The organism is Paraburkholderia sp. BR10141 (assembly GCF_056155635.1).
Genome location: NZ_JBMIQH010000014.1, coordinates 87,324 through 112,679, shown reverse-complemented (window position 1 = coordinate 112,679; position 25,356 = coordinate 87,324). Strand labels below are relative to the sequence as shown.

23 protein-coding genes and 1 tRNA gene are annotated in these 25,356 nt (G+C 63.6%); 12 read left to right on the top strand and 12 right to left on the bottom strand.

Going from position 1 to position 25,356, the window contains the following annotated elements:
- Nucleotides 1-5: 5 nt before the first annotated feature.
- The 6 genes from cheA to flhD form a co-directional block, all read right to left on the bottom strand.
- Nucleotides 6-2,282, bottom strand: a complete 2,277-nt coding sequence (gene cheA, locus ACOJB8_RS20460) for a chemotaxis protein CheA (RefSeq protein WP_368606872.1) — start codon at nt 2,280-2,282, stop codon at nt 6-8.
- A gap of 57 nt (nt 2,283-2,339) precedes the next feature.
- A complete protein-coding gene (locus ACOJB8_RS20455; protein WP_475013936.1) occupies nt 2,340-2,714 on the bottom strand; it encodes a response regulator in 375 nt (124 codons plus the stop codon).
- Nucleotides 2,715-2,727: 13 nt separating this feature from the next.
- On the bottom strand, nt 2,728-3,792 hold the full coding sequence (gene motB / locus ACOJB8_RS20450; RefSeq protein ID WP_475013934.1) for a flagellar motor protein MotB: 1,065 nt from the start codon (nt 3,790-3,792) through the stop codon (nt 2,728-2,730).
- A gap of 10 nt (nt 3,793-3,802) precedes the next feature.
- Nucleotides 3,803-4,663, bottom strand: coding sequence for a flagellar motor stator protein MotA (gene motA / locus ACOJB8_RS20445; protein ID WP_042265911.1), 861 nt, complete (start codon nt 4,661-4,663; stop codon nt 3,803-3,805).
- 363 nt (nt 4,664-5,026) lie between these two features.
- Nucleotides 5,027-5,569 carry a flagellar transcriptional regulator FlhC gene (gene flhC / locus ACOJB8_RS20440; RefSeq protein WP_069264379.1) on the bottom strand — a complete coding sequence of 181 codons (543 nt, stop codon included), beginning with the start codon at nt 5,567-5,569 and terminating at the stop codon, nt 5,027-5,029.
- 106 nt (nt 5,570-5,675) lie between these two features.
- The gene (gene flhD, locus ACOJB8_RS20435; RefSeq protein ID WP_069264381.1) at nt 5,676-5,993 is read right to left on the bottom strand and encodes a flagellar transcriptional regulator FlhD; all 318 of its coding nucleotides are present in this window, start codon (nt 5,991-5,993) and stop codon (nt 5,676-5,678) included.
- Between the two features lie 596 nt (nt 5,994-6,589).
- On the opposite strand from flhD, the gene ACOJB8_RS20430 reads away from it, so the two are divergent.
- Complete coding sequence (locus ACOJB8_RS20430; RefSeq protein WP_069264383.1) at nt 6,590-7,654, top strand: glycosyltransferase family 4 protein; 1,065 nt, start codon at nt 6,590-6,592, stop codon at nt 7,652-7,654.
- A gap of 184 nt (nt 7,655-7,838) precedes the next feature.
- Here the strand turns inward: ACOJB8_RS20430 and ACOJB8_RS20425 are convergent, their stop codons facing one another.
- Nucleotides 7,839-8,135 carry an H-NS histone family protein gene (locus tag ACOJB8_RS20425; RefSeq protein ID WP_028203342.1) on the bottom strand — a complete coding sequence of 99 codons (297 nt, stop codon included), beginning with the start codon at nt 8,133-8,135 and terminating at the stop codon, nt 7,839-7,841.
- 300 nt (nt 8,136-8,435) lie between these two features.
- Between ACOJB8_RS20425 and aqpZ the strand changes: the two genes are divergently transcribed.
- Both aqpZ and ACOJB8_RS20415 read left to right on the top strand, forming a co-directional pair.
- On the top strand, nt 8,436-9,182 hold the full coding sequence (gene aqpZ, locus ACOJB8_RS20420; protein ID WP_342949201.1) for an aquaporin Z: 747 nt from the start codon (nt 8,436-8,438) through the stop codon (nt 9,180-9,182).
- 213 nt (nt 9,183-9,395) lie between these two features.
- A complete protein-coding gene (locus ACOJB8_RS20415) occupies nt 9,396-10,112 on the top strand; it encodes a histidine phosphatase family protein (protein WP_342949200.1) in 717 nt (238 codons plus the stop codon).
- A gap of 67 nt (nt 10,113-10,179) precedes the next feature.
- On the opposite strand, the gene ACOJB8_RS20410 is transcribed toward ACOJB8_RS20415, so the two are convergent.
- Nucleotides 10,180-11,001: a Cof-type HAD-IIB family hydrolase gene (locus tag ACOJB8_RS20410; RefSeq protein WP_069264389.1), complete on the bottom strand. Its 822-nt coding sequence runs from the start codon at nt 10,999-11,001 to the stop codon at nt 10,180-10,182.
- A gap of 92 nt (nt 11,002-11,093) precedes the next feature.
- Nucleotides 11,094-11,990, bottom strand: coding sequence for a glucosamine kinase nucleotide-binding domain-containing protein (locus ACOJB8_RS20405; RefSeq protein WP_069264390.1), 897 nt, complete (start codon nt 11,988-11,990; stop codon nt 11,094-11,096).
- Between the two features lie 179 nt (nt 11,991-12,169).
- On the opposite strand from ACOJB8_RS20405, the gene ACOJB8_RS20400 reads away from it, so the two are divergent.
- Both ACOJB8_RS20400 and ACOJB8_RS20395 read left to right on the top strand, forming a co-directional pair.
- Nucleotides 12,170-12,766 carry a DNA-3-methyladenine glycosylase I gene (locus tag ACOJB8_RS20400; RefSeq protein WP_342949199.1) on the top strand — a complete coding sequence of 199 codons (597 nt, stop codon included), beginning with the start codon at nt 12,170-12,172 and terminating at the stop codon, nt 12,764-12,766.
- 294 nt (nt 12,767-13,060) lie between these two features.
- A complete protein-coding gene (locus ACOJB8_RS20395; RefSeq protein ID WP_342949198.1) occupies nt 13,061-13,519 on the top strand; it encodes a hypothetical protein in 459 nt (152 codons plus the stop codon).
- 137 nt (nt 13,520-13,656) lie between these two features.
- Here the strand turns inward: ACOJB8_RS20395 and rpsU are convergent, their stop codons facing one another.
- Nucleotides 13,657-13,869 (bottom strand): 30S ribosomal protein S21, encoded by a 213-nt coding sequence (gene rpsU / locus ACOJB8_RS20390; protein WP_004198205.1) that lies wholly within the window; start codon nt 13,867-13,869, stop codon nt 13,657-13,659.
- Nucleotides 13,870-14,250: 381 nt separating this feature from the next.
- Nucleotides 14,251-15,192: an aldo/keto reductase gene (locus tag ACOJB8_RS20385; protein ID WP_342949197.1), complete on the bottom strand. Its 942-nt coding sequence runs from the start codon at nt 15,190-15,192 to the stop codon at nt 14,251-14,253.
- 370 nt (nt 15,193-15,562) lie between these two features.
- Here ACOJB8_RS20385 and ACOJB8_RS20380 point away from each other — a divergent pair, with 370 nt between their 5' ends.
- From ACOJB8_RS20380 to ACOJB8_RS20355, 6 genes are all read left to right on the top strand, one after another.
- Entirely contained in the window at nt 15,563-16,759 is a 1,197-nt protein-coding gene (locus ACOJB8_RS20380; protein WP_342949196.1) for a flagellin, read from the top strand.
- 145 nt (nt 16,760-16,904) lie between these two features.
- On the top strand, nt 16,905-18,482 hold the full coding sequence (gene fliD, locus ACOJB8_RS20375; RefSeq protein ID WP_342949195.1) for a flagellar filament capping protein FliD: 1,578 nt from the start codon (nt 16,905-16,907) through the stop codon (nt 18,480-18,482).
- A gap of 23 nt (nt 18,483-18,505) precedes the next feature.
- Nucleotides 18,506-18,805, top strand: a complete 300-nt coding sequence (fliT, locus tag ACOJB8_RS20370) for a flagellar protein FliT (RefSeq protein ID WP_342949194.1) — start codon at nt 18,506-18,508, stop codon at nt 18,803-18,805.
- 279 nt (nt 18,806-19,084) lie between these two features.
- A complete protein-coding gene (locus ACOJB8_RS20365; RefSeq protein ID WP_368682628.1) occupies nt 19,085-22,198 on the top strand; it encodes an O-linked N-acetylglucosamine transferase family protein in 3,114 nt (1,037 codons plus the stop codon).
- A 93-nt stretch (nt 22,199-22,291) separates the two neighbouring features.
- Entirely contained in the window at nt 22,292-22,969 is a 678-nt protein-coding gene (locus tag ACOJB8_RS20360; RefSeq protein WP_368603709.1) for a class I SAM-dependent methyltransferase, read from the top strand.
- Between the two features lie 29 nt (nt 22,970-22,998).
- Nucleotides 22,999-23,679, top strand: coding sequence for a CmcI family methyltransferase (locus tag ACOJB8_RS20355; protein ID WP_368603710.1), 681 nt, complete (start codon nt 22,999-23,001; stop codon nt 23,677-23,679).
- Nucleotides 23,680-23,957: 278 nt separating this feature from the next.
- On the opposite strand, the gene ACOJB8_RS20350 is transcribed toward ACOJB8_RS20355, so the two are convergent.
- A tRNA-Arg gene (locus ACOJB8_RS20350) sits at nt 23,958-24,033 on the bottom strand.
- Nucleotides 24,034-24,359: 326 nt separating this feature from the next.
- Between ACOJB8_RS20350 and ACOJB8_RS20345 the strand changes: the two genes are divergently transcribed.
- Complete coding sequence (locus ACOJB8_RS20345; protein ID WP_342949179.1) at nt 24,360-25,283, top strand: c-type cytochrome; 924 nt, start codon at nt 24,360-24,362, stop codon at nt 25,281-25,283.
- The last annotated feature ends 73 nt before the right edge of the window (nt 25,284-25,356 follow it).

The following is a 25,356-nucleotide window of genomic DNA, read 5'->3' as shown; positions in this document are numbered from 1 at the left end:
CGCGATTACGCGAATTCGGCGAACGCACCCGAATTTGCGCTGGCGCTTACGCCATGCGTGGCGCGCGTCTCGCGATTGAGCGCGGCCACGTCGACGATCAGCGCGACGCTGCCGTCGCCGAGAATGGTCGCCGCCGAAATGCCGTGCACCTTGCGGTAGTTCGTTTCGAGGTTCTTCACCACGACCTGCTGCTGGCCGACCAGTTCGTCGATCAGCATGGCGAAGCGACGACCTTCGGTTTCCATGATCGTGACGATGCCCTGCGTCGGGTCCGTGCGCGCGCCTTCGACGTTGAACGCCTGATGCAGCGCCACGAGCGGGAGATACTCGCCGCGCACGCGCACCACGCGGTCGCCGTTGGTGACCGTGTAGATGTCTTCGTGGCGCGGCTGCAGCGACTCCATCACGAAGTTCAGCGGCAGGATGAAGATCTCGCTGCCGACCTTCACCGACATGCCGTCGAGAATCGCCAGCGTGAGCGGCAGCACGATGCGCGTGGTGCTGCCCTTGCCCGCGTGCGAGGTGATTTCCACGTGGCCGCCCATCGCCTGGATGTTGCGCTTGACCACGTCCATGCCCACGCCGCGGCCCGAAACGTCCGTCACCTGCTCGGCGGTCGAGAAGCCGGGCAGGAAGATGAGGTTCCAGACCTCGTCGTCGGACATGCTGTCGCTCACCTGCATGCCCTGCTTGATCGCCTTGGCGAGAATCTTGTCGCGGCGCAGGCCCGCGCCGTCGTCGCTCACCTCGATCACGATGTTGCCGCCGTGGTGCGCGGCGGACAGCACGAGCTGGCCCGTGGCGTCCTTGCCCGCGGCGCGGCGCGCTTCCACGGTTTCGATGCCGTGGTCGAGCGAGTTGCGCACGAGGTGGGTGAGCGGGTCGATGATGCGCTCGATCAGGCTCTTGTCGAGTTCGGTCGCCTGACCGAAGGTGACAAGCTCGACTTCCTTTCCGAGCTTCGCCGCGAGATCGCGCACGAGACGCGGGAAGCGGCTGAAGACGTAATCCATTGGCATCATGCGGATCGACATCACCGCTTCCTGCAGATCGCGCGCGTTGCGCTCGAGCTGCGCCATGCCGTTGTAGAGGCGGTCGTGCAGCGCCGGGTCGAACGTGCTGGTGGTTTCCGCGAGCATGGCCTGCGTGATGACGAGTTCGCCCACGAGGTTGATCAGCTGGTCGACCTTTTCGACGCCCACGCGAATCGAACTGCCTTCCGCCGATGCGGCGGCGGCGGCCGGTCGCGCCTTGCGCTCGCCGTCGGCTTGCGCGGGCGCCGGGGCGCTCGCGGGCGGACGCGGCATGTCTTGTTCGGCATGCGCAGCGGGCGGCGGGGCCGGGATCACGGCGCTCGCCGCAGGGGCCGCCGCCACCGGTGCGGCGGGAGGCGCGGCCGGAGTTGCCGCGGGCGCGGCGGCGGGTGCGGCCGCAGCCGGTTGCGCGTCGCCCTGCGGCGCGGCGCCACGGCCGATCGAAATCTGTTTCTCGTCGATCACGAAGCAGCACACCGCGATGATGTCGTCGGAGGTCACATCGGTTTCGAGCCACAGCGTGAGGTCGTCGCCGGTCTTCACCTGGCCGAGAATGCGGCCGAGGTTGCCGAGCTCTTCGACGAGCAGTTCCTGGTCCTTCGCGTCGACGGCGCGCAGCGTGACGCGCAGGTGCGGACCTTCCACCGCAGCCTCGGCGCCGGCTGCGGGCGCCGACGCTGCCGCATCGATCGCCTCGCTCACGACGTGCTCGGGCGCGCCCGAGCCTGCCGAGGCCAGCGTACTGTGCAATTCGAACGCGGCTTCGAGATCTTCTTCCGAATCGCCGGCGCTCGCCTGCGCAGCCGGTGCGGGCGCGGGGGCCGGCGCCGGTGCGGGTTCAGGCGCGGGTACGCCGCGGCTTTCCGCGTAGAGGCGCTCGAGCTTGGTGCGCACGGCGGCCGCTGCCTGCGCATCGGGCTCGGCGCTCGCGCGGTAGGCGCCGAGCTGGTCGGAAAGCACGTCCTTCGTTTCGAGGAACGTGTCGATCATGTCCTTGCGCAGCACGAGCTCGTTGTTGCGAGCGCGGTCGAGCAGCGATTCGAGAATGTGGGTCGTCTCGGTCAAGGCCGTGAAGCCGAACGTCGCCGCGCCACCCTTGATCGAGTGCGCCGCGCGGAAGATCGCCGCCAGATCCTCGGGATCCGGGCGACCGACGTTCAGGTTCAGGAGAAGCTGCTCCATCTGAGCGAGCAGCTCGTCCGCCTCGTCGAAAAACGTCTGATAGAACTGAGTGATGTCGAGAGTCATTGCTCTTTCACCGCGTTAATTGCCTGGGGGGTGCCTGGTCGTTCGCCGCGCGGCACCTCAAGGGTGGGCCTCGCCGAGTGCGCTCGCCAGATCGACGAGCAGCTCGGGGTCCACCGGTTTTTCGATCCAGCCGGTCGCGCCTGCGTCGCGTACGGCTGCCTTGAAGCCTTCGTCCGATTCCGTGGTCAACACGAGGATGGGCGTTTCGAAGTACGAAGGATTCGCCCTCAACTGCTTGATCAGGTCGAGTCCGCCCATGCGCGGCATGTAAAGGTCGGTAAGCACGAGATCGAAGCGCTGGGCGAGCGCATGCTCGAGCCCTTCTTCGCCGTCGCTCGCCACCATCACCTCGTAGCCTGCCGAGCCGAGCGCCGCCTGCAGGATCTCCCGCATGGACACCGAATCGTCGATCGCCAGAATGTTCCTGATCATCCGTTCCTCGTTGTCATTGCGCTGCCGGGGCGACCGCCGGCCCCACCGGCGCCACCGTGGTCGCCACCTTCGGCGCGATCGCGACCGGCGCCGGCGCCGCCCGGCCCATGCCGGCGTCCGGCGTGAGCGCGGGCAGGCTCTTGCCCGAACCCGCTGCGTCGTCGGAGAGCGTGGTGGTGGTCGAGTCGTCGTGCATGAGCGCGTCTTCGGACTTCTTGTTCAATACGATGATGCTGATGCGGCGGTTCTCCGGGTCGAGCGGATCGGCCTTGTTCAGGTTCTGCGTGGAAGCGAGACCGAGCACGCGCAACACCTTCGATTCGTCCATGCCGCCCGCGATCAGCTCGCGGCGCGATGCGTTCGCGCGGTCGGCGGAAAGCTCCCAGTTGCTATAGCCCTTGTCGCCGCCGGCGTAGGGCACGGCGTCGGTGTGGCCCTGCACGACGATGCGGTTGGGCACGTCGTTGAGCGTCTTGCCGATCGCCTGCAGGATGTCGCGCATGTACGGCTCGACCACGTCGCGCGCGGTGGCGAACATCGGGCGCTTCTGCGAGTCGACGATCTCGATGCGCAGGCCCTGCAGCGTGGAGTCGATGCGGATCTGCTGCTTGAACTGGCGCAGCACCGGGTTCGCCTCGATCGCCGCCATCAGCTTGACTTGCAGGTCGTGCAGGCGCACCTGCTCCTTGCGTTCGAGCGAGCCTTCGAGCTGCTTCGTGGCGTCGTCGTCGTTGTGCTTCGACTGGTTGCGCTCGGAGCGCTCGGTCGCGCCGTCGCTGCGGCGCGTGACGCCCTGGTCCTGCGACGAGATGTCACGGCCGCCGCCCTTCAGGATGCTCGAGTCTTCCGCGCTGCGGTCGCCGCCCCAGAGCGTGATCTTCATCGGCTGGTTGAAGTAGTCGGCGATGCCCTTCAACTGCACCGTCGAAGCCGACGAAAGCAGCCACATCAGCAGGAAGAACGCCATCATCGCGGTCATGAAGTCCGCGTAGGCGAGCTTCCACGCGCCGCCATGATGGCCGGCCTTCTTCGGCGCGGCGCGCTTGACGACGATTGCGCGGTCCTTGTTGTTGCTCATGGGCCGTCCCTTACTTCGCCTTCACGCGGCGCACGTGCTCTTCGAGTTCCGTGAACGACGGACGCTCGGTCGAGAACAGCACCTTGCGGCCGAACTCCACGGCAATCGCCGGCGCGTAGCCGTTCAGGCTCGCGAGGATCGTGACCTTGATGCACTGGAACATCTTGGTCGACTCGGTCACGCGCTGCTCCGCGAGGCTCGAGAGCGGGCCGATGAGACCGTACGAAAGCAGAATGCCGAGGAAGGTGCCGACCAGCGCCTGGGCGATCATCTCGCCGAGCACTGCGGGCGGCTTGTCGGCGGACGCCATGGTATGAACCACGCCCATCACCGCCGCGACGATACCGAACGCCGGCATCGCGTCGCCCACCTTCGCGAGCGCATGAGCGGGCGCCTCGCCTTCGGCGTGGTGCGTTTCGATTTCCTCGTCCATGAGGCTTTCGATCTCGAAGGCGTTCATGTTGCCGCCCACCATGAGACGCAGGTAGTCGGTGAGGAATTCGACGATGTGGTGGTCGGCCAGGATCTTCGGATACTGCGTGAAGATCGGGCTCTTCTGCGGATCGTCGATATCCGCTTCGAGCGTGAGCGTGCCTTCCTTTCGCGCCTTCGCGAGCAGGACATAGAGCAGCGCGAGCAGCTCCATGTACACGTCCTTGTTGTATTTGGCGCCCTTGAACAGCGTGGGAAGCACGCGCAAGGTGGCCTTGATGGTCTTGATGCCGTTGCCGAGGATGAACGCGCCGACGCCAGCACCACCGATCATGAGCAGTTCCATGGGCTGCATGAGTGCGGCCAGATGGCCGCCCTCGAGTGCGTAGCCGCCGAAGACGCAAAGGATCGTCAAGAGGGTTCCAACGATAATCAGCACTGCCGGGTCCTCACTAGAAATGCGCCGCGAACCGCCGTCGGCCCGCGCCCTTAGCTGGGTTTACGGCAACGGCGCGAAAAACTTTGGGTTTGAATGGGCGCGGATCGTAAGCCGGCCGGGCGTCTGCCGTCTGCTCGACGTCGACATGCCGGATGAATCTGGGGCCGGTTCGCAAAGCCGCGCGGGAAGGGATTGCAATTCGTGTCTATGACTGCGTGCGACGACGCGGCGCGCTTGCGGCACGCGCCTTCCGGCGAAGCCGCAGGGGCCTCTGCGCCGGGACGGGCCGGGTTTATCCGGAGTCCCGGCCTGCATGGAGTGCGGCAAACCGCATCGATCAGGGTCAAGCGGCGTTGATCTGCCTCAAGCGGCGATCTGCGACGCAAGCGCGTTGCGCCGTGTGCGCCCCGCCCGCGAGGGCGGCTGGCACAGCCCGCAGACGAAGCCACGCTGCGGGTCGTGCGCGTGAGCGACGTAGCGGCCGCCGCAACGGCTGCATGGCGTCATCTGCAGGAGGCCCGAGGTGAAATAGCGCACGAGCGTCCAGGCGCGCGTGAGGCTCAGCGCGGGCGTTTCGTCATGCAGCCGCAGGTGCTCGAGATAGAGCCGGTAGCTCTTCACGATCGCGTGGATCGGCTCGCAGCGCGCGTGGCGGCTCATGAACATGAACGTGTTGTAGAACAGCGAGGAATGGACGTTGGGCTGCCAGGTCATGAACCAGTCGGTCGAAAACGGCAGCATGCCCTTGGGCGGCGACTCGCCCTTCACTTCCTTGTAAAGCCGGATGAGCCGGTCGCGCGAGAGCGAGGTCTCCGCTTCGAGCAGTTGCAAACGCGCGCCCAGTTCGATCAGCTCGATTGCGAGCGCGATCTCTTTTACCTCCTGCACCACACTCTTTGTCGCCATAGACACCCGTTGGAAGCCGCAATGGAATGCGCCTGGCCCCTGCCGCCGTTCGCGGGCAGCAAGGGTGCAATGCGCCGCAGCGCGCTGCGGCGCTGGGCGAAGCGGTTCAGCCGATCTGTTCGACGTCCTGGCCCGCCATGATGATCGCCGAGTGCGTCAGCGCGGTTTTGCCCTTGTCGGCAAGCGCGCTCAGGATGGCGTGGTCGTCGAACCGGAAGCGGCAAAGCAGCTGGTTCGATGCGGCAAGGCGTACGGTCTGCGCGAAAGTGAGATTAGCGAGCACCTCGGCAGACTGCTCGGAGATGCCCATACGGAACATGCCCGTCGGCTTGTCCTCGCGCAAAAGACGTTGCGCGAGCAACAGATACGACAGGTTCACTTCCTTGATCTCATTGAGCATGTCGCTGTGCGTCGTCGCGCTCATGGATTCCCCCGAATCAAATCGCGGCGGCTGGTCAGACCGCCCGCGGAAAACGTTTGCTCGCCCAGATACAGCCCAAGTGCATCCGAACGGCCTGTTTATGGTCGTGGGTCCATTGTGGCTGGGGCGGGAACAAATGGAAATCGGACGGATGCCGCGACGCGTTGCGAGAAAAAGTTTCGCAAACGTGTAGGAATTTTTCTGACAAAGAGGCGGGAGCAGCGGCGGGAGGCGGGGCGCGTCATGTCGTGCGCATAGGCCGCGGATTTATCGGTTGATTATAGGCTTTTTCATGGATGCGTCACGCGTGGGTGGTATTCGCTGCGCGCGCGCCACTCGCGCCCTGCCTTTTGACCCTTGTTTCGGCGCAGCGGGCACGCGGCTTGCGCAATGCGCGCCCAAGCCGCGTCACGCTTTGCAATGGCCTCTTACACCTGCTGTATCCCGCTGTAACAACTTTAAGCGTTTGCAAAACCGCGTGTGTCGGGCCGCGAAATGGCCATAATCGGTCTCAGGGATAACCCGATACCGTTGTACCGCCGCAGTGCCGCATCACAGAGTTCGTTGCACACGCGGCTTTTTTGCCAGGAGATCGAACAATGCGAATCGCACAAATTGCGCCACTTTATGAAGCCGTTCCGCCCAAGCTTTATGGCGGCACCGAGCGCGTCGTGTCCTACCTGACCGAAGCGCTGGTCGACCTCGGCCACGACGTGACGCTGTTCGCCAGCGGCGATTCGGTCACCTCGGCAAACCTCGAAGCCGCCTGGCCGCGCGCACTGCGTCTGGACCCCACGATCCGCGACGCGCTGGCGCCGCACATGGTGCTGCTCGAGCGCGTGCGCCGCGTCGCGCACGAATTCGACGTGCTGCACTTCCACCTCGACTATCTGCCGTTCCCGCTTTTCACGACCATGGACACGCCGTTCGTGACGACGCTCCACGGCCGCCTCGACCTGCCGGAGCTGCAACCGGTATTCGAGCAGTTCCCGAACGCACCGGTCATCTCGATTTCGGACTCGCAGCGCCAGCCGTTGCCGCAGGCCGCGTGGCAGAACACGATCTATCACGGACTGCCAAAGAACCTGCTCACGCCGCAAGCTGACCGCAAGCCCGAGTACCTGGCGTTCCTCGGCCGGATCTGCCCGGAAAAGCGTGTGGACACGGCGATCAAGATCGCCGCGCTCTCCGGCCTGCCGCTGAAGATCGCCGCCAAGGTCGACAAGGTCGACCAGGACTACTTCAAGACCGAGATCGAGCCGCTGCTTTCGCAGGCCCACGTGGAGTTCGTCGGCGAGATCAACGAAGAGCAGAAGCCCGCGTTCCTTTCGGGTGCGAAAGCTCTGCTGTTCCCGATCGACTGGTCCGAGCCGTTCGGCCTCGTGATGATCGAGGCGATGGCCTGCGGCACGCCGGTGATCGCCTTCAATCGCGGTTCGGTGCCGGAAGTGATCGACCCGGGCGTGACGGGCTATGTCGTCGAGGACGTGCAAGGCGCCGTGGCCGCGCTCCAGAGTATCGATTCGCTTTCGCGCGTGGCGATTCGCAACCAGTTCGAACACCGCTTTACGTCGCACATCATGGCCGGCAATTATGTCGACACTTATACCGCGCTGATCGAAGCCGCACAGCGTCCGGTACTGCGTCGCGTCGCCGCCGGTTGAGTGCGAAGCATTCCAGATTTCGCGATAAATCCAGACGAATGCGCGACGTGAATCGTTTGCGAGTCGCTGAATAGCGCCATTACGCGTTGATTACAGAAGACTCACAAAAAAGAGCCGCATGAAACATGCGGCTCTTTTTGCATTTTCGGCTACGCCGGTATGACGGCCGGGCTGTTCCCCAGCGTCAGGCGATCAGGTAGCGTTCGCGGTTCTTGCCCGCGATCCACTTGGGCGGCTTGCCGCGGCCGCTCCAGGTCGCGCCGGACTTGGGGTCCTGATAGCGCGCGGGCAGCGGCGCCTTTTTCGGCGGACGCCCGCGGCGCGCGGCCTCGGCAAAGCCCAGGTCCTGGGCGGAAAGGCCGTATTCGGCGATCTTTTCCCGGATCGTGGCGATGACGTCCGCGATCTCCGTGCGCCGCGCCTCTTCGGCCTGAGCCTGGAGTTTTGCGATCTGCGCCTTGATCTCTGTATATTGCGACATTTCTATTCCCCCTTCATTGCTCTTGAAACCTGCTCTTGAAACCGGCTCGATCGGAGATTAGACGTAAATAACGGAATTAGCAATCGCTATTAATACTGCCTTTTTACGCTATTCTTCAATTTAACGATCGACCGGCTCCAGCGCAATTGCGTACACATCGATCGTAATAATTCGATCAATTACGTCGAAATTGACAATCCTTGACAGCATCGAAAAGGGCGACTGCCTAGAATCTGGCATTTCCCGGTGCCGGTGCTTTACGCGGCCCCTTCAAAAATCGACTTTTCGAGGTGTCACGCAATGCACTTATCCAGGCGGCTCATCGCCGAACTGATCGGCACTTTCTGGCTCGTTCTGGGCGGCTGCGGCAGCGCGGTGCTCGCGGCCAACTTCGCCGGGCCGGTTCACGGACTCGGGATCGGGTTCGTGGGCGTGTCGCTCGCCTTTGGCCTGACCGTGCTCACCATGGCCTACGCCATCGGCCACATTTCCGGCTGCCATCTGAATCCCGCCGTGAGCGTGGGCCTGACCGTGGCGGGCCGCTTCCCGGCGCGCGACCTCGTGCCCTATATCGCCGCGCAGGTGGTGGGCGCGGTGATCGGCGCTTTCGTGCTTGCGCTCATCGCGACGGGCAAGCCCGGCTTCGACCTCGTCGCGAGCGGCTTCGCGACCAACGGTTACGGCGAGCAGTCGCCGGGACACTACGCCATGGGCGCCGCGTTCGTGTGCGAAGCGGTCATGACCGCGTTCTTCCTGTTCGTCATTCTCGGCGCAACCGACAAGCGCGCACCCGCAGGCTTCGCGCCGATCGCCATCGGCCTGTGCCTCACGCTGATTCATCTGATCTCGATTCCCGTCACCAATACCTCGGTGAATCCGGCACGCTCGACCGGCCCCGCGCTGTTCGTGGGCGGCGAGGCGATCTCGCAGCTGTGGCTGTTCTGGGTCGCGCCGATCGTCGGCGCAGTGATCGCAGGCATCGTGTACCCGGCGGTGGCGGGGCGGCGCGAAGCGGTGGCGGCGGTCGGCGCGCGCGAGACGGCTTGACGGCCTCTGACGCGCGCTGACACGTCCGCGCGGCCCGAGCCGCGCCGCATTGCGACGCGTTCTCCGTGCAGTTGCAAACGGGCGCTTCGGCGCCCGTTTGTCTTGCTGAGCGCGGGGCGCTCCGGGTGCGCTGCTGGCCGGGCCCGTGACGGCTGCGCTGCTAGAATCGGGCGACCTTCCCATTGTCTTGCGACCTGGAGCATCACGCCCAGCATGAAGCGCTCACGCCCCCGGCCAGGCCGGATCGCCTCGACGCTCGCCGCCGCGCTGAGCGCACTGCTATGCGCCTGCGCGCCGCTGCCACACGCCAACGGAGCCGCTAACGCCGGCGAGACAGCGCAGACGAATGCGAGCAGCGCGCCAGCCGCGCGCAACGTCGAAACGCTCATCTTCGTGAGGCACGGTGAAAAGCCGCCAGAGGGATTCGGCCAGCTTAACTGCAAGGGGCTGAACCGAGCGCTTGCGCTGCCGGCCGTGATCGCGGCCAAGTACGGCAAGCCCGATGCGATCTACGCGCCCGACCCCGGCGAGCAAAAGGAAGACAACGGCCATGCCTACAACTACGTGCGCCCGCTCGCGACGATCGAGCCGACCGCGATCCAGTTCGGCATGCCGGTCCAGACGCCGTATGGCTATTCGAAGATCGACGCGCTGCAAAGCGCACTCGTCGATCCGCAGTGGCGCGGCCGCACCGTGCTCGTTGCATGGGAGCATCGGGAAATCGAGACGCTCGTACGCCGCGTCGTCACCGCGCACGGCGGCAGCGCGAACGACGTACCGCGCTGGGAGAGCGCGGACTTCGACAGCATTTACGTGGTGCGTATCGACTGGAGCGGCGGCGCCGCGCGCGCGCGTTTCTCGCACGAGCGCGAGGGCCTCGACGGTCGCGCGGACGACTGCCCGTGCGCGCAACTGCCCGCCGCGCAGTAATCGTCCCGCGGTTACCGTTCGAATGGAATCGAGGTGGTGGCGGCGCTAGCGACCGCGCCCGCGTGAATTACGACGCGAGTTCGTCGTTGAGCGCGAACAGCTTGCGAAGATGATGCGCGACACCGGCTTCGAAGTTGTTGCCGATGCGCGGCACCCGAGGCAGCCGCTTGATGAGATCGGGATTGGCGTTGTTCATCATGAACGGATGACCCGCCGTTTCGAGCAGGTCGATATCGTTCATGTTGTCGCCGAACGCGACGCAACCCGCGGCGTCCACGCCGAGCCGGTCGAGTACGACGCGCAGCGCGCGGCCCTTCGAAACGCCGGCCACCATCACTTCGAGACAATCGGGCAGGGAATAGGTGACGTAGAGCGCGTCGCCGAACTCGCGCGCGAGATTCTGCGCGACGTGCGCGAGATCTGCCGGATCGCCGATATAGAGCGCCTTGGCGATGCCTGCGCCCGCGTAATCGCGCAGATCCGCCACGCGGTACTCGAAGCCCGAATCCTGGTGATACGCGAGCAGTTCGGGCGCGTCGCGGTCGATGAGCCAGGCGTCGTCGGTATAGATGCTCACGATCACGCGGCCGTGCTCGCCCACGGTGTCGGCGGCGACCAGACGCTCGACCATGGGCGCGCTCAGATTGCTCGCGTGGATCAGCGTGTCGTCGGGTGCGTGCACGCGCGCGCCGTTCGCGGTGATGAGATATGGCCGGATGCCGAGCACGTCGCGAATACCGGCCACGTCGCAATAGTGGCGGCCGGTCGCGATTACGAACGGCAGCCCCTGCGCATCGAGTGCGCCCAGCGTGGCAACCGTGAACGGATCGACCTGATGGTCGCTATTGAGCAGCGTTCCGTCGAGATCGGTTGCAATGACCTTGTACATGGTGATCAGACAGCTAGCGGGAAACGTTGAATCGTAGCATCTGCGGCACGGCTATGCCCTTGACCTCGTTCGCGCCCTTTCTCACTTGCCGCTCAGTTGTCCGCAGCAGCGCGCGCCAGCCGCTGGGCCTCCATCTGCGCGAGGCGAAGCGCGCCGGACGTGGAATCGGCGAGCGGCGCGCGCAGGCGATCGCGCACCGCTTGCGGCACCCACTCGCGCAGCGGTTGCCCAAGGCCGCCCGAGAGCGCCGCCGGAAGCTCGCCCGAAGGATCGAGCGCGGTGATGAGTTTCGCGATTTCCACGCCGGCTTCGGCGAGCAGCTTAGCGACGAACGGATGTTCGCGATGCGCGAGGACGACCGGTGCGAGGCTGGCGTAAGCTGTCTGGTTGGCCGCGCACTGCCATACGATGAGACTGTCGCGATCGGTGGCCCGCGCGTGTGCGAGGAGGGCCCGTGCGAAGTCGTCCATGGGCACGCGTGCATCGAGCGCCTGCTGCGCCCAGACGATCGCGCGCAGGCCGAACCACGCGCCACTCGCTTCGTCGCCCGAGGGAAAGCCGAAACCGCCCGCAATGCGGCACTGACCGTCCTCACCGAGCACCGCTGCGATGCTGCCCGTGCCGAGGGCGACCACCACGCCCGGCGCGCCGCCGTGCGCGCCCAGCAGTGTCGTGTAGGCGTCGCTTTCCACCGCCAGTCCGGCCACGGGAGGAGCGGCAGCGAGAAACGGCGCCAGCCAGTCGGGGTTGTTCACGCCCGCGAGCCCGCAGCCAAGCACGCATTGTGACCAGTCGAACGCAAGCCCCGCGTGCGCAAACGCCGCGCGGCAGCCCTCCTCGATCGATTGCCAGGCCCGCGCGATACCGAGCCCGAGCCCCGACGGCCCCGCAGCCGCGCGCGCGAGTTCAACGCCGTTCGCGTCGCCAAGCGCGATGCGCGTGCCCGTGCCGCCGCCGTCCACGCCAATCAACCAGGTGTATTTCCGCATGATGTCCGCCGCGCCTCGCGCGCCTGTGAGTCCGGTTCGAAAGCCAAAATTCTTGTCGTGCCGCAGAGACTAACGGCTTCCCCGGGTTCGCACAATCGGCCATCCGGCCAGGGTGGCGGCGCTGCACCGATCCGCTATGCTTGCGTGGCTCGAACGATGTCTCGCAAGGAGAACTTACCGTGACACACCGCTGCAACTGGGTATCGGCCGGCGCGTCGCCGCAGTATGTGCAATACCACGACGAGGAGTGGGGCGTGCCGTCGCGGGACGACCAGCATCTGTTCGAAATGATCGTGCTCGAAGGCGCGCAGGCAGGGCTCTCGTGGTCCACGATACTCAACAAGCGCGAAGGCTATCGCCGCGCCTTCGCCGACTTCGACATCGAGAAGGTTGCGCGCTTTACGCCCAAACACGTCGAAACGCTCATGCAGGACGCCTCGATCGTGCGCAACCGGGCCAAGATCGAGGCCGCCATCGCCAACGCCCGCGCCGTGCAGCAAATCCAGACGGAGCACGGCTCGCTCGCGAAGTTTGTCTGGTCGTTCGTGAACGACACGCCCATCCAGAACGACCTTGCCTCGTATCGCGACGCACCAGCGTCTACCGAAGTCTCGGACGCCCTTAGCAAGGCGCTCAAAAAATACGGCTGCAAATTCGTTGGTACGACGATCTGCTACGCGTTCATGCAGGCTGTCGGCATGGTCAACGACCATGAGCGCGACTGCATGTGCCGCAAGGCCTGCGCGGCGCTTGGCAAAAAGAAGCGCCGCTCCTGAGCGCAGTGACACTTGCGCGACTCGGGTAACTCCCGAGCGAGGCAGGACGCGCCTTGGAAACCTTCGTCCCGCATGGCTTTGTGGCACGCCGGCGCGACTGCGCCCGGCACTGGCCAACCCAATTTTTGATCGCTACGGTGCGCCACCCCACGGTTTTCCGCTGGCGTGCCGTTATAACGGGAAGTGAATGCAGACGCGTCAGGGGAACGGTGAGTGATGTCGGCTGGAAGGCCGGCGGCGCCGCATTAGAAGGGAATTAACCTGTGCCCGGCAGCTGGGCAACAGGGGGTTGAAATGAAAAACGTCCACTTCCTGAGTCATCAGGAAATCTTCGACCGCGCGGTGGCCCATCTCTTTGGCCAGGGGCGCGCGGCACTTCTCCCACGCGGAGGCGGCGCCTACCGGGGCGGTGGCTGTGGCGGCGGCTCCGGCAGCGCGCACAGCTATGGCGGTTGCCCGGTCGGCAGCTTCATCCGGCCACGCGACTATATGAGCGCCATGGAAGGCATACCCGTGCGCTACCTCGGCCGTGAGACGAACGACGTGCCGCTCTATATGGATGTGGGCGTCGCCGCGCTGAAGAAGGCGCTGCTGCGCGCCCATATCAACATATACGACCCCGCCACGATCACTCTGCTGAGTTGCCTGCAGAACGTGCACGACGTGTTTGGCGTGTGGGAATGGCGCGAACGCCTTTGTTCGATTGCCGCGCAGTTCGGCTTGTCGCCCGCGCAGCTGAAGAACGCTGCCTGAAATCGGCCGGCACGCGCAACACGCGCTGCGCATCGGCGCGGAGTTTCTAAGCGCAAATAGGCACAAACGCAAACGGCGGCGCAGCTTCTTGCGAAGCATGCGCCGCCGTCTGGCGGAACACCGAAAAGCGAAAAAGCTTAGTGGAGCTTCTTCGGCAGCATCTGGCTGCGCAGGCGCTTGTGCAGGCGCTTAACAGCAGCTGCCTTCTTGCGCTTGCGAACTGCCGTCGGCTTTTCGTAAGCTTGACGCTCACGCAGCTCGGCGATCAGGCCGTTCTTTTCGATTGCACGGCGGAAGCGGCGAATCGCCACTTCGAACGGCTCGTTTTCCTTCAGAAGAATCGTCGTCATGTATTTCCTAACTCAAATCGCTTAATACGGTTCAAAGGCGCGAGCGTCAAAGCCGCTCACGCGCCGGCCCTCCGGTCGTTCGCCACGCTGGGGCCGAACGAGAGGCAAGGCGGCCACGGAGGCCGGAAAAGAGAAGTAGGGGGTTCACAGCGGAACGCGATCAGGTCGACCTTGCTGCAACACACCTGACCGCCGGTTTGCGGCCGCCAACAGTAACGAACACGGCAACAAAACAGGCAAAGATCTCAATTCACTCCCAATGATATCAGGAAAAGATCCGCCTGACCAGGGTTTCTTGAGTCTACTCAGGGACTTGCGCGGCTTGCCGCGGCCGCCGCGCCCGCCCTGTCGATTAGGACACCTGGATTAATGCCTTTGCCGTCAGGCGCTCGCGTCGTTGAGCGCCTGGATGTCGGCCGGATCGAGCTTCAGCCGTACCGCTGCTGCAAGGCTCTCCAGCTGATCCAGCGAGGTCGCGCTCGCGATCGGCGCGGTAATGCTCGGGCGCGCGATCAGCCACGCCAGCGCAACTGCCGCGAGCGTGCTGCCGTGACGCTCAGCCACATAGTCGAGCGCCGCGAGGATCCGGATGCCGCGGTGGTCGAGGTACTTTTCGACGCGCGAGCCGCGCGTGCTCTTCGCGAGATCCTCGCGCGAACGGTACTTGCCCGAGAGAAAGCCGCTCGCGAGGCTGTAATAGGGCACGACCGCGAGCTTCTGCGCCATGGCCACCGGTTCGAGATCGGCCTCGTAATGAGCGCGGTCGTACAGGTTGTATTCGGGCTGGATGATCTGGTACGCGGGCAGACCGGATTTCGTCGCAACCGCGAGCGCCTCCTCGACGCGCGCGCCCGTGTAGTTCGACGCGCCGATCACCCGCACCTTGCCGGCCTCGATCAGCCGTTGGTACGCACCGAGTGTTTCCTCGAGCGGGACTTTCTGGTCGTCCTCGTGCGAGAAGTACACATCGATGTAATCGGTCTGCAGACGACGCAGCGAATCCTCCACGGCAGCCGCGATGTTGGCGGCGGAAAGCCCCGGGCGGCGTGCATCTTTTGCGACCTTCGTTGCGATCACCACCTTGTCGCGTTTGCCGCTTTTCGCGATCCACTTGCCGATGATCGTCTCCGATTCGCCGCCCTGGTTGCCGGGCACCCACGCGGAATACACATCGGCGGTGTCGATGAAGTTGAGGCCGGCGTCGGTGAAGGCGTCGAGGATCGAGAACGAGGTGGCTTCGTCTGCGGTCCACCCGAAGACGTTGCCGCCGAACATGAGCGGGGCGACCTGCAACGAGGAAGTGCCGATCCTGCGTAGTTCCATGGGGCCTCCAGAAGAAAGGGCGGACGGGAATCGCTGAGGATACGCCGCCTCGCGGCGCGCTGCAGCGGGCAAGGGCGCGCAGCCGCGGAAGTGCACCGGCGCCCTGCACTAAACCACACGCGATACCTGCCGTAAACACGCTTGCAAACTGCAAGACGCAGAAATGCGTGAAGGAAGCGGGAAGCACGAAGCGCGGCGCAACCGGATTTTTTATGCACCGCGCAAATGAGGTCTCGATTGTCGGTGCTTCCCCTCAAGTTTTTTTTACCCACGCCGACAACCTTCACTGAGGCGGCCAGCAATGAAAGATTGCACCCGCCGCGGCCATAGTGGCTTGTAACGGGCTTTCAGCCCGCTTAGGAGAATTTCCATGCTCGGAATTAACAGCAACATCAACTCGCTCGTCGCGCAACAGAACCTGACGGGCTCGGGCAGCGCGCTGTCGCAAGCGATCACGCGCCTGTCGTCGGGTAAGCGCATCAACAGCGCAGCTGACGATGCAGCAGGCCTCGCGATCTCGAACATCATGCAGACCCAGATCAACGGTCTGAATCAGGGTGTGTCGAACTCGAACGACGGCGTTTCGCTGGTTCAAACGGCATCGAGCGGTCTGTCGTCGCTGACGAGCAGCCTGCAACGTATCCGCCAGCTGGCCACGCAAGCGGCCAACGGCTCGATGACCTCCGACGACCGCGCAGCACTGCAAAAGGAAGTGAACCAGCAAGTTTCGGAAATCAACCGTATCGCGTCGCAAACGACGTACAACGGCATGAACGTGCTGAACGGTTCGCTCGGTAACGTGTCGTTCCAGGTTGGCGCGAACGTCGGCCAGACGATCAGCCTGAGCCTGACGCAAAACATGTCGGCGGCTTCGATCGGCAGCGGCGTGCCGCAAGCTGGCCAAACGCTCGGCACGTTCAGCGGCCTGAGCCTGAGCTCGGCTGGCGCCACGGTCGCAGCCTCGGCAGCAACGATCACCTCCGTCAATGTGGTCTCCGACGGCAGCGGCGGCTTCACGTTCACGGACCAGAACAACCAGGCACTGAGCCAGACGGCGGTCGGCGCTCTGTTCACGGCCTCCAACGAAGCCAGCAGCACCGGCGGCGGCTTCCAGGGCTCGGGTACGGCGGTCACGCTCACCGACGGCGGCATGTCGGCGGCTATGGCTGCAGCAGCCGGCTCGGCGGGTTCCGCAGCGGCCGCCGCCGCTGGTGTCGCCATGGAAACGCAGATCGGCGCGTACAACGCACCGACGGACGTTGCTAACGTCAACATCAGCACGGCAAGCGGCGCAAGCATGGCCATGGAGTCGATCGACAACGCGCTGAACACGCTGAACAACCTGCAAGCAACGCTCGGCGCAGCGCAAAACCGCTTCACGGCAATTGGCACGACGCAGCAAGCTCAGTCGACCGACCTGTCGACCGCCCAGTCGTCGATCCAGGACGCCAACTTCGCGGAAGAAACGGCGAACCTGAGCAAGGCGCAAGTGCTGCAGCAAGCTGGTATCTCGGTGCTGGCACAAGCGAACTCGCAGCCGCAGCAGATCCTGAAGCTCCTCCAGTAATACGAGCTTCTGTAGCCCAAGCGTTGCGCGCCCGGCCGCCATACCCGTGAGCGCAACGCAAGCCAATCGGGAGGATCACCTCCCGATTGGCATTTTCCAGACCTGAACCGATTCACACTGCAACGCCGACGCACGGAGCCCCTTCATGTCCACCGTAACCAGCTCGACAGCCAGCACGATCGCAAGTAGCGTCGCCGCCACGACCGCAGCGAGCAACGCCGCTCTGCAGCAAGCAGCCCAGTCGATCGTCAGCGGCTCGACCGGCAACTCGTCGATGGACGTGAATTCGCTCGTTACGGCGCTCGTCAACTCCAAGATCGCCGGCCAGGCCGCCACGATCAGCGCCGAGCAGACGCAGGACAACACCGAAATCTCCGCGTACGGCGCGCTTTCCGCCGCGCTTTCCGCACTTCAGGCAGGCCTCTCGCCGCTCTCGGATGGCACGACCCTCAGCGCATTCAGCACGACGCTCAGCGGCACCGGCATCACCGCCACAGCAGGCAGCGGCGCGGCAGCAGGGTCATACTCGCTCGATGTCAAGCAGGTGGCACAAGCCCAGGTGCTCACCTCGACCGGCTACGGTGCAACAACGGCGCTCGCGTCGGGCTCGTCCACGATGACGCTGACGGTTAACGGCGCCAGCACCACGATCTCGCTCGACAGCACCAACAGCACCGTTGCGGGTATTGCATCGGCGATCAACTCGGCCACCAACAATCCGGGCGTGACGGCAACGGTCGTCAACGGCGCCGACGGCGCGCACCTTGTGCTGCATTCGACGTCGACCGGTTCGCAGAACGGCATCAGCATCGCGATCAGCGATTCGAATTCCAGCGACGCACTGAAGAACCTCGCCGTGACGACCACGGCAGGTACGGCGATCACGAGCTCGAGCGCGACTTCCGCCAACCTCACCGCTAACCAGTCGACGATCTCCAACACGACCAACTGGACACAGTCCACGGCCGCACAGGACGCCTATTTCACGATCGACGGCACGGGCGCGACCAGCACGACGAACACCGTAAAGACCGCGCTGTCTGGCGTGACGCTGACCCTCACCGCAGCGGCGGTCGACACGTCGAGCACGGGCAGCGGCGCACAAACGCTTACGGTTGCGCAGAACACGAGCGCGGAATCCAGCGCGATCAACAATTTCGTCACGCTGTACAACACGCTCGTGACGACGATGTCGACGCTCACGTCATTCAGTTCGACCTCGACGTCGCAGGGCGTGCTGCTTGGCGACTCGACGCTGAACATGATCCAGAACCAGCTCGCAACGATCGTGGCGACGGGCGTGAAGAGCGGCAATACGACGACCAGCCTGGCATCGATTGGCGTCACCCTGAATTCGGACGGCTCGCTCTCGGTCGACAGCGACACGCTGAATACGGCACTGCAAAACAATCAGTCGACCGTGGCGGCGCTGTTCAATTCGACCAACGGCGTCGCCGCCCAGTTGAATAACAACATCACGAGCTATCAGTCGAGCACGGGCGTCATCACGACGCGTACGAACGCGATCCAGACTGACCTGACGAACCTTTCGACGCAGCAGTCCAATCTCGCGGAATACCAGTCGCAGCTCACCAGCATGTACACTGCGCAATTCACCGCGCTCAACACGCTGATGGCGACGATGAACAACAACCAGCAATACCTCACGCAGCTCTTCGGCGGCACCAACAGCGCAGGCGCGCTGGCCACCAACAAGAGCTGAGCGCATCCAGCAGGAGAGACGACATGGAATTCGGGGCGCCCATCGATCGCATCTGGCAGATCACGAAAGACATCGAGCAGGCGGCAGCCGTCGGCGAATGGGAAAAGGCGGCCGAGCTTGCGAACGAGCGCTCACCCCTTCTCATGTCGCTCTCCGCGAAGCAAACGGGCGCCGCGCTCGAGGTGCTCAAGCAGGTTCACGCGGTCGATACACTTGTCGCCGCGGCGGCGGAGTCGGCACAAAGCACGCTTAGCGCCGAGTATCGTTGCGCCATGCAGGCAACGCGGAACGTGAATCTGTATCAGCGCGTTGCGCAGTTCTGAAGTCCGGACCTCGCACAGCGTCCAGAAATAACAACCAACCATTGCGCCTTTCGGGGCGCATTTGCGTACCTCGGCCCGCCTCGTGCGGGCTTTTCTTTTACGCGCCCTCATTACACACGGCTCGGGCCGCCACGGCCGACTACCCAGCTTCATTTCCGCCCGTTGCTCGCGCCAACCGAATTGGCGGGCGTTTTGACGTCAACTCGGCAATTCGTTCCGACGGGGCGCCCTGGATAATTGCCCTACTTCTGCTACCTGCGGCGCAAGCACGCCTTCGTCATGACCGCTTTCCATACTCCGACCGACCTCACCGCGCTCGTCCCCCAATCGCAAATGGGGAGCGACATTCAGCTCGTCATGGAAGCCGGGATCGAGCACCATCGCAAGCAGGAATACGACGAAGCTGAAGCGCTCTACGCCATTGTGCTGGAAGCGGATAGCGATCATGTCGACGCCAACTACCACATGGGCGTGCTGTACATGCAAACGGACCGGCCAGCCGAGGCCGTGCCGCACTTCGAAGCAGTGCTCGGCCACACGCCGAACTTCGCGCAACTGTGGGTCTACTACTTCAACGCCCTGACCGCCAGCAACCAGTTCGAAGCCGCGCGGATGGCGCTCGACGTGGCGCAGAAATGCGGCGTTCCTGCGGACGCCATCGATGCGTTGAAGGCTCGCCTGCCCCAGCTTGACGCCGCGTCGGCGCCCGCGCGTGAACCTTCGCACACGGCCGAAGCGATCGAAGCTATGCCGAAACAGCAGACGGCGGACACGCCCGCAGCGAAAATCGATCCACGCCGCGCAAGCGCGACGGAGTTGCGCAAGTTTGCAGATCTCTTCAACAGCAAAGAGACCGAGGCTGCGCTGACGCTTGCCCGTCGCTTGACGAAACAAAACCCCTCGCATGGCGAATGCTGGATTATGCTCACGCACGCCCTGCAGCGCGCAGGCCAGTATGCGGAATCCGTGACGTCGGCCGAGCGTGCCACCAGCCTGCTGCCCAATAGTCTCCCCGCTCAGATCATGCTGGCCGACGCGCTGCATATCACGCGGCAGTCCCAGCGAGCCGTATCGCACTGCCGCAAAGCGCTCGAAAAGCATCCCGAGAGTCCACAGCTGCATCGCACACTGGGCGCCGCCCTGCAGGCAACGGGCCGAACAGGCGAGGGCATCGCCCAGATGCGCCACGCCGTGGAACTGGCACCTCGTGACGCTATCGAACTCGACGCGCTGGCTAACGCGCTGAACGAAGATGGCCAGTACGATGAAGCGGAAAGCGCCTTCCGCAAGGCACTCGAACTCGCGCCGATGCAGGCTGCAACGCACAGCAACCTGCTGTTCTGCCTGATGCACAAGACCGATCTCGATGCAAAAAGCGCATTCGCCGAATTCAGCGAATTCGGGAAGCGCCAGGAAGCCCCCCTGCGTGCGCAGCGTTCGGAGCACACCAATGTTCGTGACCCGGCGCGGCGACTGCGAATCGGCTTCGTTTCGGGCGACCTGATCAATCACCCGGTCGCCTATTTTTTCCAGTCGATCGTAGAGCATCTGGCCCGCGATACAAGCCTGTCACTGCACGTCTATTCGAATTACGTGATCACCGACGCGTTCACGAATACGATCCGGGAGCACGCGCAAGAGTGGCATGAAGTCTTCGGCATGACCGACGCCGCGGTCGCGGAAAAGATTCGCGAAGACGGTATCGACATCCTGATCGATCTGTCCGGCCATACAGGTCGCAACCGCCTCGTGGCCTTCGCGCATAAGCCCGCGCCCATTCAGGTGAGCTGGATCGGCAATCCGGCCACGACCGGCCTGACGTCCATCGACTATTACATGTCGGACCGGTTCGTCACGCCGCTCGAACAGTTCGCCAGCTGCTTCACGGAAAAGCTCGTGTTTCTGCCTGCTCTCGCGCCATTCAAGCCGTACAAACAAGCGCCGGACGTGAACGAGTTGCCCGCCTTGAAAAATGGCTTCGTGACGTTCGGCAGCTTCAGCCGTCTGGTCAAGATCGGGCCGGAAGTCGTGGCGCTCTGGGCGCGCGTGCTGCGCGAGATACCGACTTCGCGCATGCTCATTGGCGCGATCACGTCGGTCGAACAAATGAACAAACTGGCCAAGCTGTTCGCAAGCGAAGGCATCGACGTGAGCCGCATCAGCTTTATGCAGCGCAAGAATACCGAGGTCTACCTGCAACAGCACCAGCAGGTCGATGTCTGTCTCGACGCGTTCCCCTTCGCCGGCTCGACCACGACCATGCACGCCCTGTGGATGGGCGTTCCCACTGTGACGCTGCCCGGCGTTTCGATGGCGAGTCGTGGCAGCACGGGATGGCTCTCGCACCTCGGGCTCAACGAGGCGTTCGTCGCGCGCGACAAGGACGACTTTGTGAGCAAGTGCGTCGCGCTGGCTGACGATCTCGACGCGCTCGCAACGGTACGCCGCGAGTTGCGCCAGCACTGCATGCAGTCGCCCATCATCAGCGCGAGCACGATCGCCAACGCCGTATCGCGTGCACTGCGCACCATGTGGCGGCGCTGGTGCGACGGGCTTGCACCCGAGCATTTCGAGGTCCTGGCGCAGCCGCAAGATGCATCGGCGGAGCCAGTTGTGGAACCGGCGCGCGAGCAGCAGCAACCGGACATTGCGCCGACAGCTGGATCGATCACGTCGATCGACGCGGTGACCGACATCCCCGCAGCGATGAAACCCATCCGCATCGTCTGCGGCACCCGTCGCACCCGTGAGCAGTTCTCGAATGAAACGGCGCTTGGCCGCTCGCTAAAGCTCTATGCGCACCTGCCAAACGTCGAACTCCAACTGTTCGACAACAACACGCGCGGACTATCCAGCATCTACAACACGGCGATCGAAGAGGCTAAGCAGCGCCCGGCCATCCTCGTCTTCATTCACGACGACGTCTGGCTCAACGACTTCTTCTGGACCGAGCGCATCCGCGAATCCCTCGCCCGTTTCGAGGTGGTGGGGCTCGCCGGCAACCTGCGCCGCGTGCCGCGCCAGCCTGCATGGGCCTTCGCCACGCCCGATCTGCAGTGGGACGAGCGCAAATATCTGAGCGGAACCGTGGGTCACGGCACGGGTTTTCCGTGCAACATCGCGTCGACGTTCGGGCCTTCCGGACAGGAATGCAAGCTCCTCGACGGCCTGTTGCTGATCGCGGATAGCGATACGCTGGTAAAGAGCGGCCTGCGCTTCGACGAGCAGTTCAAGTTCCACTTTTACGATATGGACTTCTGCCGCCAGGCTGAACTAAAGGGGCTCCGCATGGGAACCTGGCCACTGAGCGTGGTTCACGAGAGTGGCGGAGCCTTTGGGACACCCACCTGGCGGGAAGGGTACGCGTCTTATTTGGACAAATATGGAGAGTGAGGCGCGCGGCGGGCGGTAGTCGTAATTGTCGAGATACCGCCCTCGTCGAAACGCATTCACTGCCTCTCACAGCGATATCCACCGGAGCCTATATTGGATCAAACTCCTGTCCATCAGCATCACAATCCGGACTTACTTAACCTCATGCCGCAAGGCGCACGCCGCGTGCTGGAAGTCGGCTGCAGTTCCGGAGCGCTGGCGCGCGAATACAAAAAAACAAATCCGGGTGTGCACTATACCGGGATCGAGATTGTCCCGGCTTATGCCGAGATGGCACGCGAACACTGCGACCGCGTAATCGATGTAGACGTCGAGCGGGTAACTGTCGAGCAAATTCGTTCGGACCTCAATGCCGATTGCTGGGTCTTCGGGGACGTGCTCGAACACCTTCACGATCCCTGGGCACTACTGAGGAAAATTCGCGGGACGATGGATCGCGGCGGGTGCGTTGTTGCGTGCATTCCCAATGCGCAGCACTGGAGCGTGCAGGCTCGTCTGAGCTTTGGCGATTTCCGGTATCAGGACTCCGGCTTGTTCGACCGCACACATATCCGCTGGTTCACGCGCGTCACGATGCTGGAGATGTTTCGCGACGCGGGGTTTGTCGTCGATGCTGGCAAGGCGCGGATCTTCCACGAGCCGCAACGCGAGGCCTTTTTGCCCGTCATTCGTGCTATGGCGAGCGCAGCGGGTGCCGATGCAAACGCAGCGGTCGAGGACGCGAAGGCGTTCCAGTTCGTGTTTCGGGCGGTCGTACCTCCTCAGCTTTAAATATTCCCATTCGTTGCACCGACCAAGGCATGGAAATGACGGACGGCTTTCTGCACAAGTATTTTCTTAATAACCCGGACAAGCGACTGCATAAGTGGATTCATTACTTTGACATTTATGAGCGTCACTTCACGCGCTTCAGAAATAAAGCGCCCGTGATGATCGAAATCGGCGTATTTGGCGGTGGATCACTGGCAATGTGGAAGGAGTTCTTCGGAGCCGGATCCAGAATCATAGGGGTCGATATCAATCCTCAGTGCAAGGCCCATGAAGCAGAGGGTATCGAGATTTTCATCGGCAGCCAGGACGACCCTGCCCTGATCGATCAGATATTCCGCAAATATCCGGAAGTCGACATCGTTCTCGATGACGGAAGCCATGTCATGAATCACATGATCTCTTCCTTCGAGCTGATGTATGACCGGCTTCACAAGAACGGAGTTTATATGGTGGAGGACACTCACACCTGCTACTGGCCTGAATATCAGGGCGGCGTGGGGAGGCCTGGGAGTTTTATCGAATTTGCCAAGAACAAGATCGACGAACTGAATGCGGTTCATTCGAGAGGCAAAATCCCAATTTCAACCTTCACGAAGAGTACCGATTACATCGCCTGCTACGACAGCATCGTTGCGTTCGAACGTCGTCCGCAAGGACAGCGGCAAGCACCGATCACTTGCGCCATGGTTGAAAACCCGGCGACTATGTAATTTCGACATCCCTTGCTATGGCGCTCAATGCGACTGTTTGCGGTCGCCAAGCGCCATCCGCTGCACCTTTGGCGTTGGGCTCGGTTCTATTGCCTGGTGCCCGCGCGCAGTTGATCGGCGGGCTCGGTCGCAGCACGCCGCCGGTGAGAGTCGGCGGACTGCCGGGGGCTTTACGCAACGTCGCTACCGACCCGAAGCCGGACGGAAAAATTCGCTGGAGAACTCCCGCACGGCGTATGCGCGCGGCGTAGAAAATCGCTGAAATCTTCGACAGACTTTGGCGCGCCCGGCTGGGATCGAACCAGCAACCCCTGCCTTCGGAGGGCAGTACTCTATCCATTGAGCTACGGGCGCGTTGACTTGCTGGCGCCGCCGATTGACCGAAGAATACGGGAAAGGCAGCGCCGAAGAGAGACCGAGAGAATAACCGGTTTCGGTTAAACCGTCCACCGCGCGGATTATTAAGGGTCGCATCCCCATCAGGCACAATTCGAGCACAACTCAGACGCAACAACGTCCCACCGCCCGCCCGCTCCGGGTAAACGCCCGCTGAACTCCCTCTGCGCCCAGCCACCAGCCGGAAAACCTTCCGTCTATAATCGTCGGTGTTTGATCTGCCGCATGGCCATTGCCGTCCTGCTGTACCGCTCACCATAAAACCAACGGGAGTCGAGACAAGCATGAGCGAAGCACCCCACGGAGCCCCGATCAAAACGCCCGGCCAGCTGATCGCCGCTGTCATCGCCGGGTTTGCCGTCCCCATCGTCATCATCATTTTGCTCGTCTATTACGTCGACAACACGACGCGCACCGGCGCGGGCACCGACGAGCTCTCTACCCAGCAGGTCGCCGCGCGCATCGCGCCGGTCGCGCAGGTCAACGTGCGCGACGCCAACGCGCCGCACGTCTACAAGACCGGCGAACAGGTCTTCCAGGCTGTCTGCTCGGCGTGTCACGCCTCGGGCGCCGCCGGCGCGCCGAAGTTCGGCAACTCGGGCGACTGGGCGCCGCGCATCGCGCAGGGCTTCGACACGCTGTGGAAAACGGCGCTCTCCGGCAAGGGCGCGATGCCCCCGCGCGGCGGCACGAGCCCCGACGACTACAGCGACTACGAAATCGGCCTCGCCGTCGCCTATATGGCGAACCACGCCGGCGCGAACTTCCAGGATCCGCCCAAGCCCGCGCCAGGCGCTGCCAATGCAGCCAATGCGGCTTCGGGCGCGGCGGGCGCTGCACCGGCCTCCGGCGCATCGGGTGCCGATGCGAACGCCGCCCAGGCGCAAGCCGCCGCAGCGGCGATCGCGGCCATCCCGCAGGCTTCGTCCGCTCCCGCAGCAGGTGGCGGCTCGCAAAGCGCCGACGCCTCGCAGGCGGGCAAGGCACTCTATCAGCAGGTTTGCCAGGCGTGTCACGCCGCGGGCGTACTGGGCGCACCGAAATTCGGCAACAAGGCCGACTGGGCGCCGCGCCTGAAGGACCCGATGGATACCGTCTACAACTACGCGCTGCACGGCAAGGGCCAGATGCCTCCCAAGGGTGGCTCGACTGCCTCCGACGCCGACGTGAAGGCCGCCGTCGATTACATGGTCAGCGCGGCGAAGTAAGCCGTCACACGCGCGCCAAAGCGCAAAACGATCCCTGCCCGCAACGATACGGGGCGGGGATTTTTATATGCGT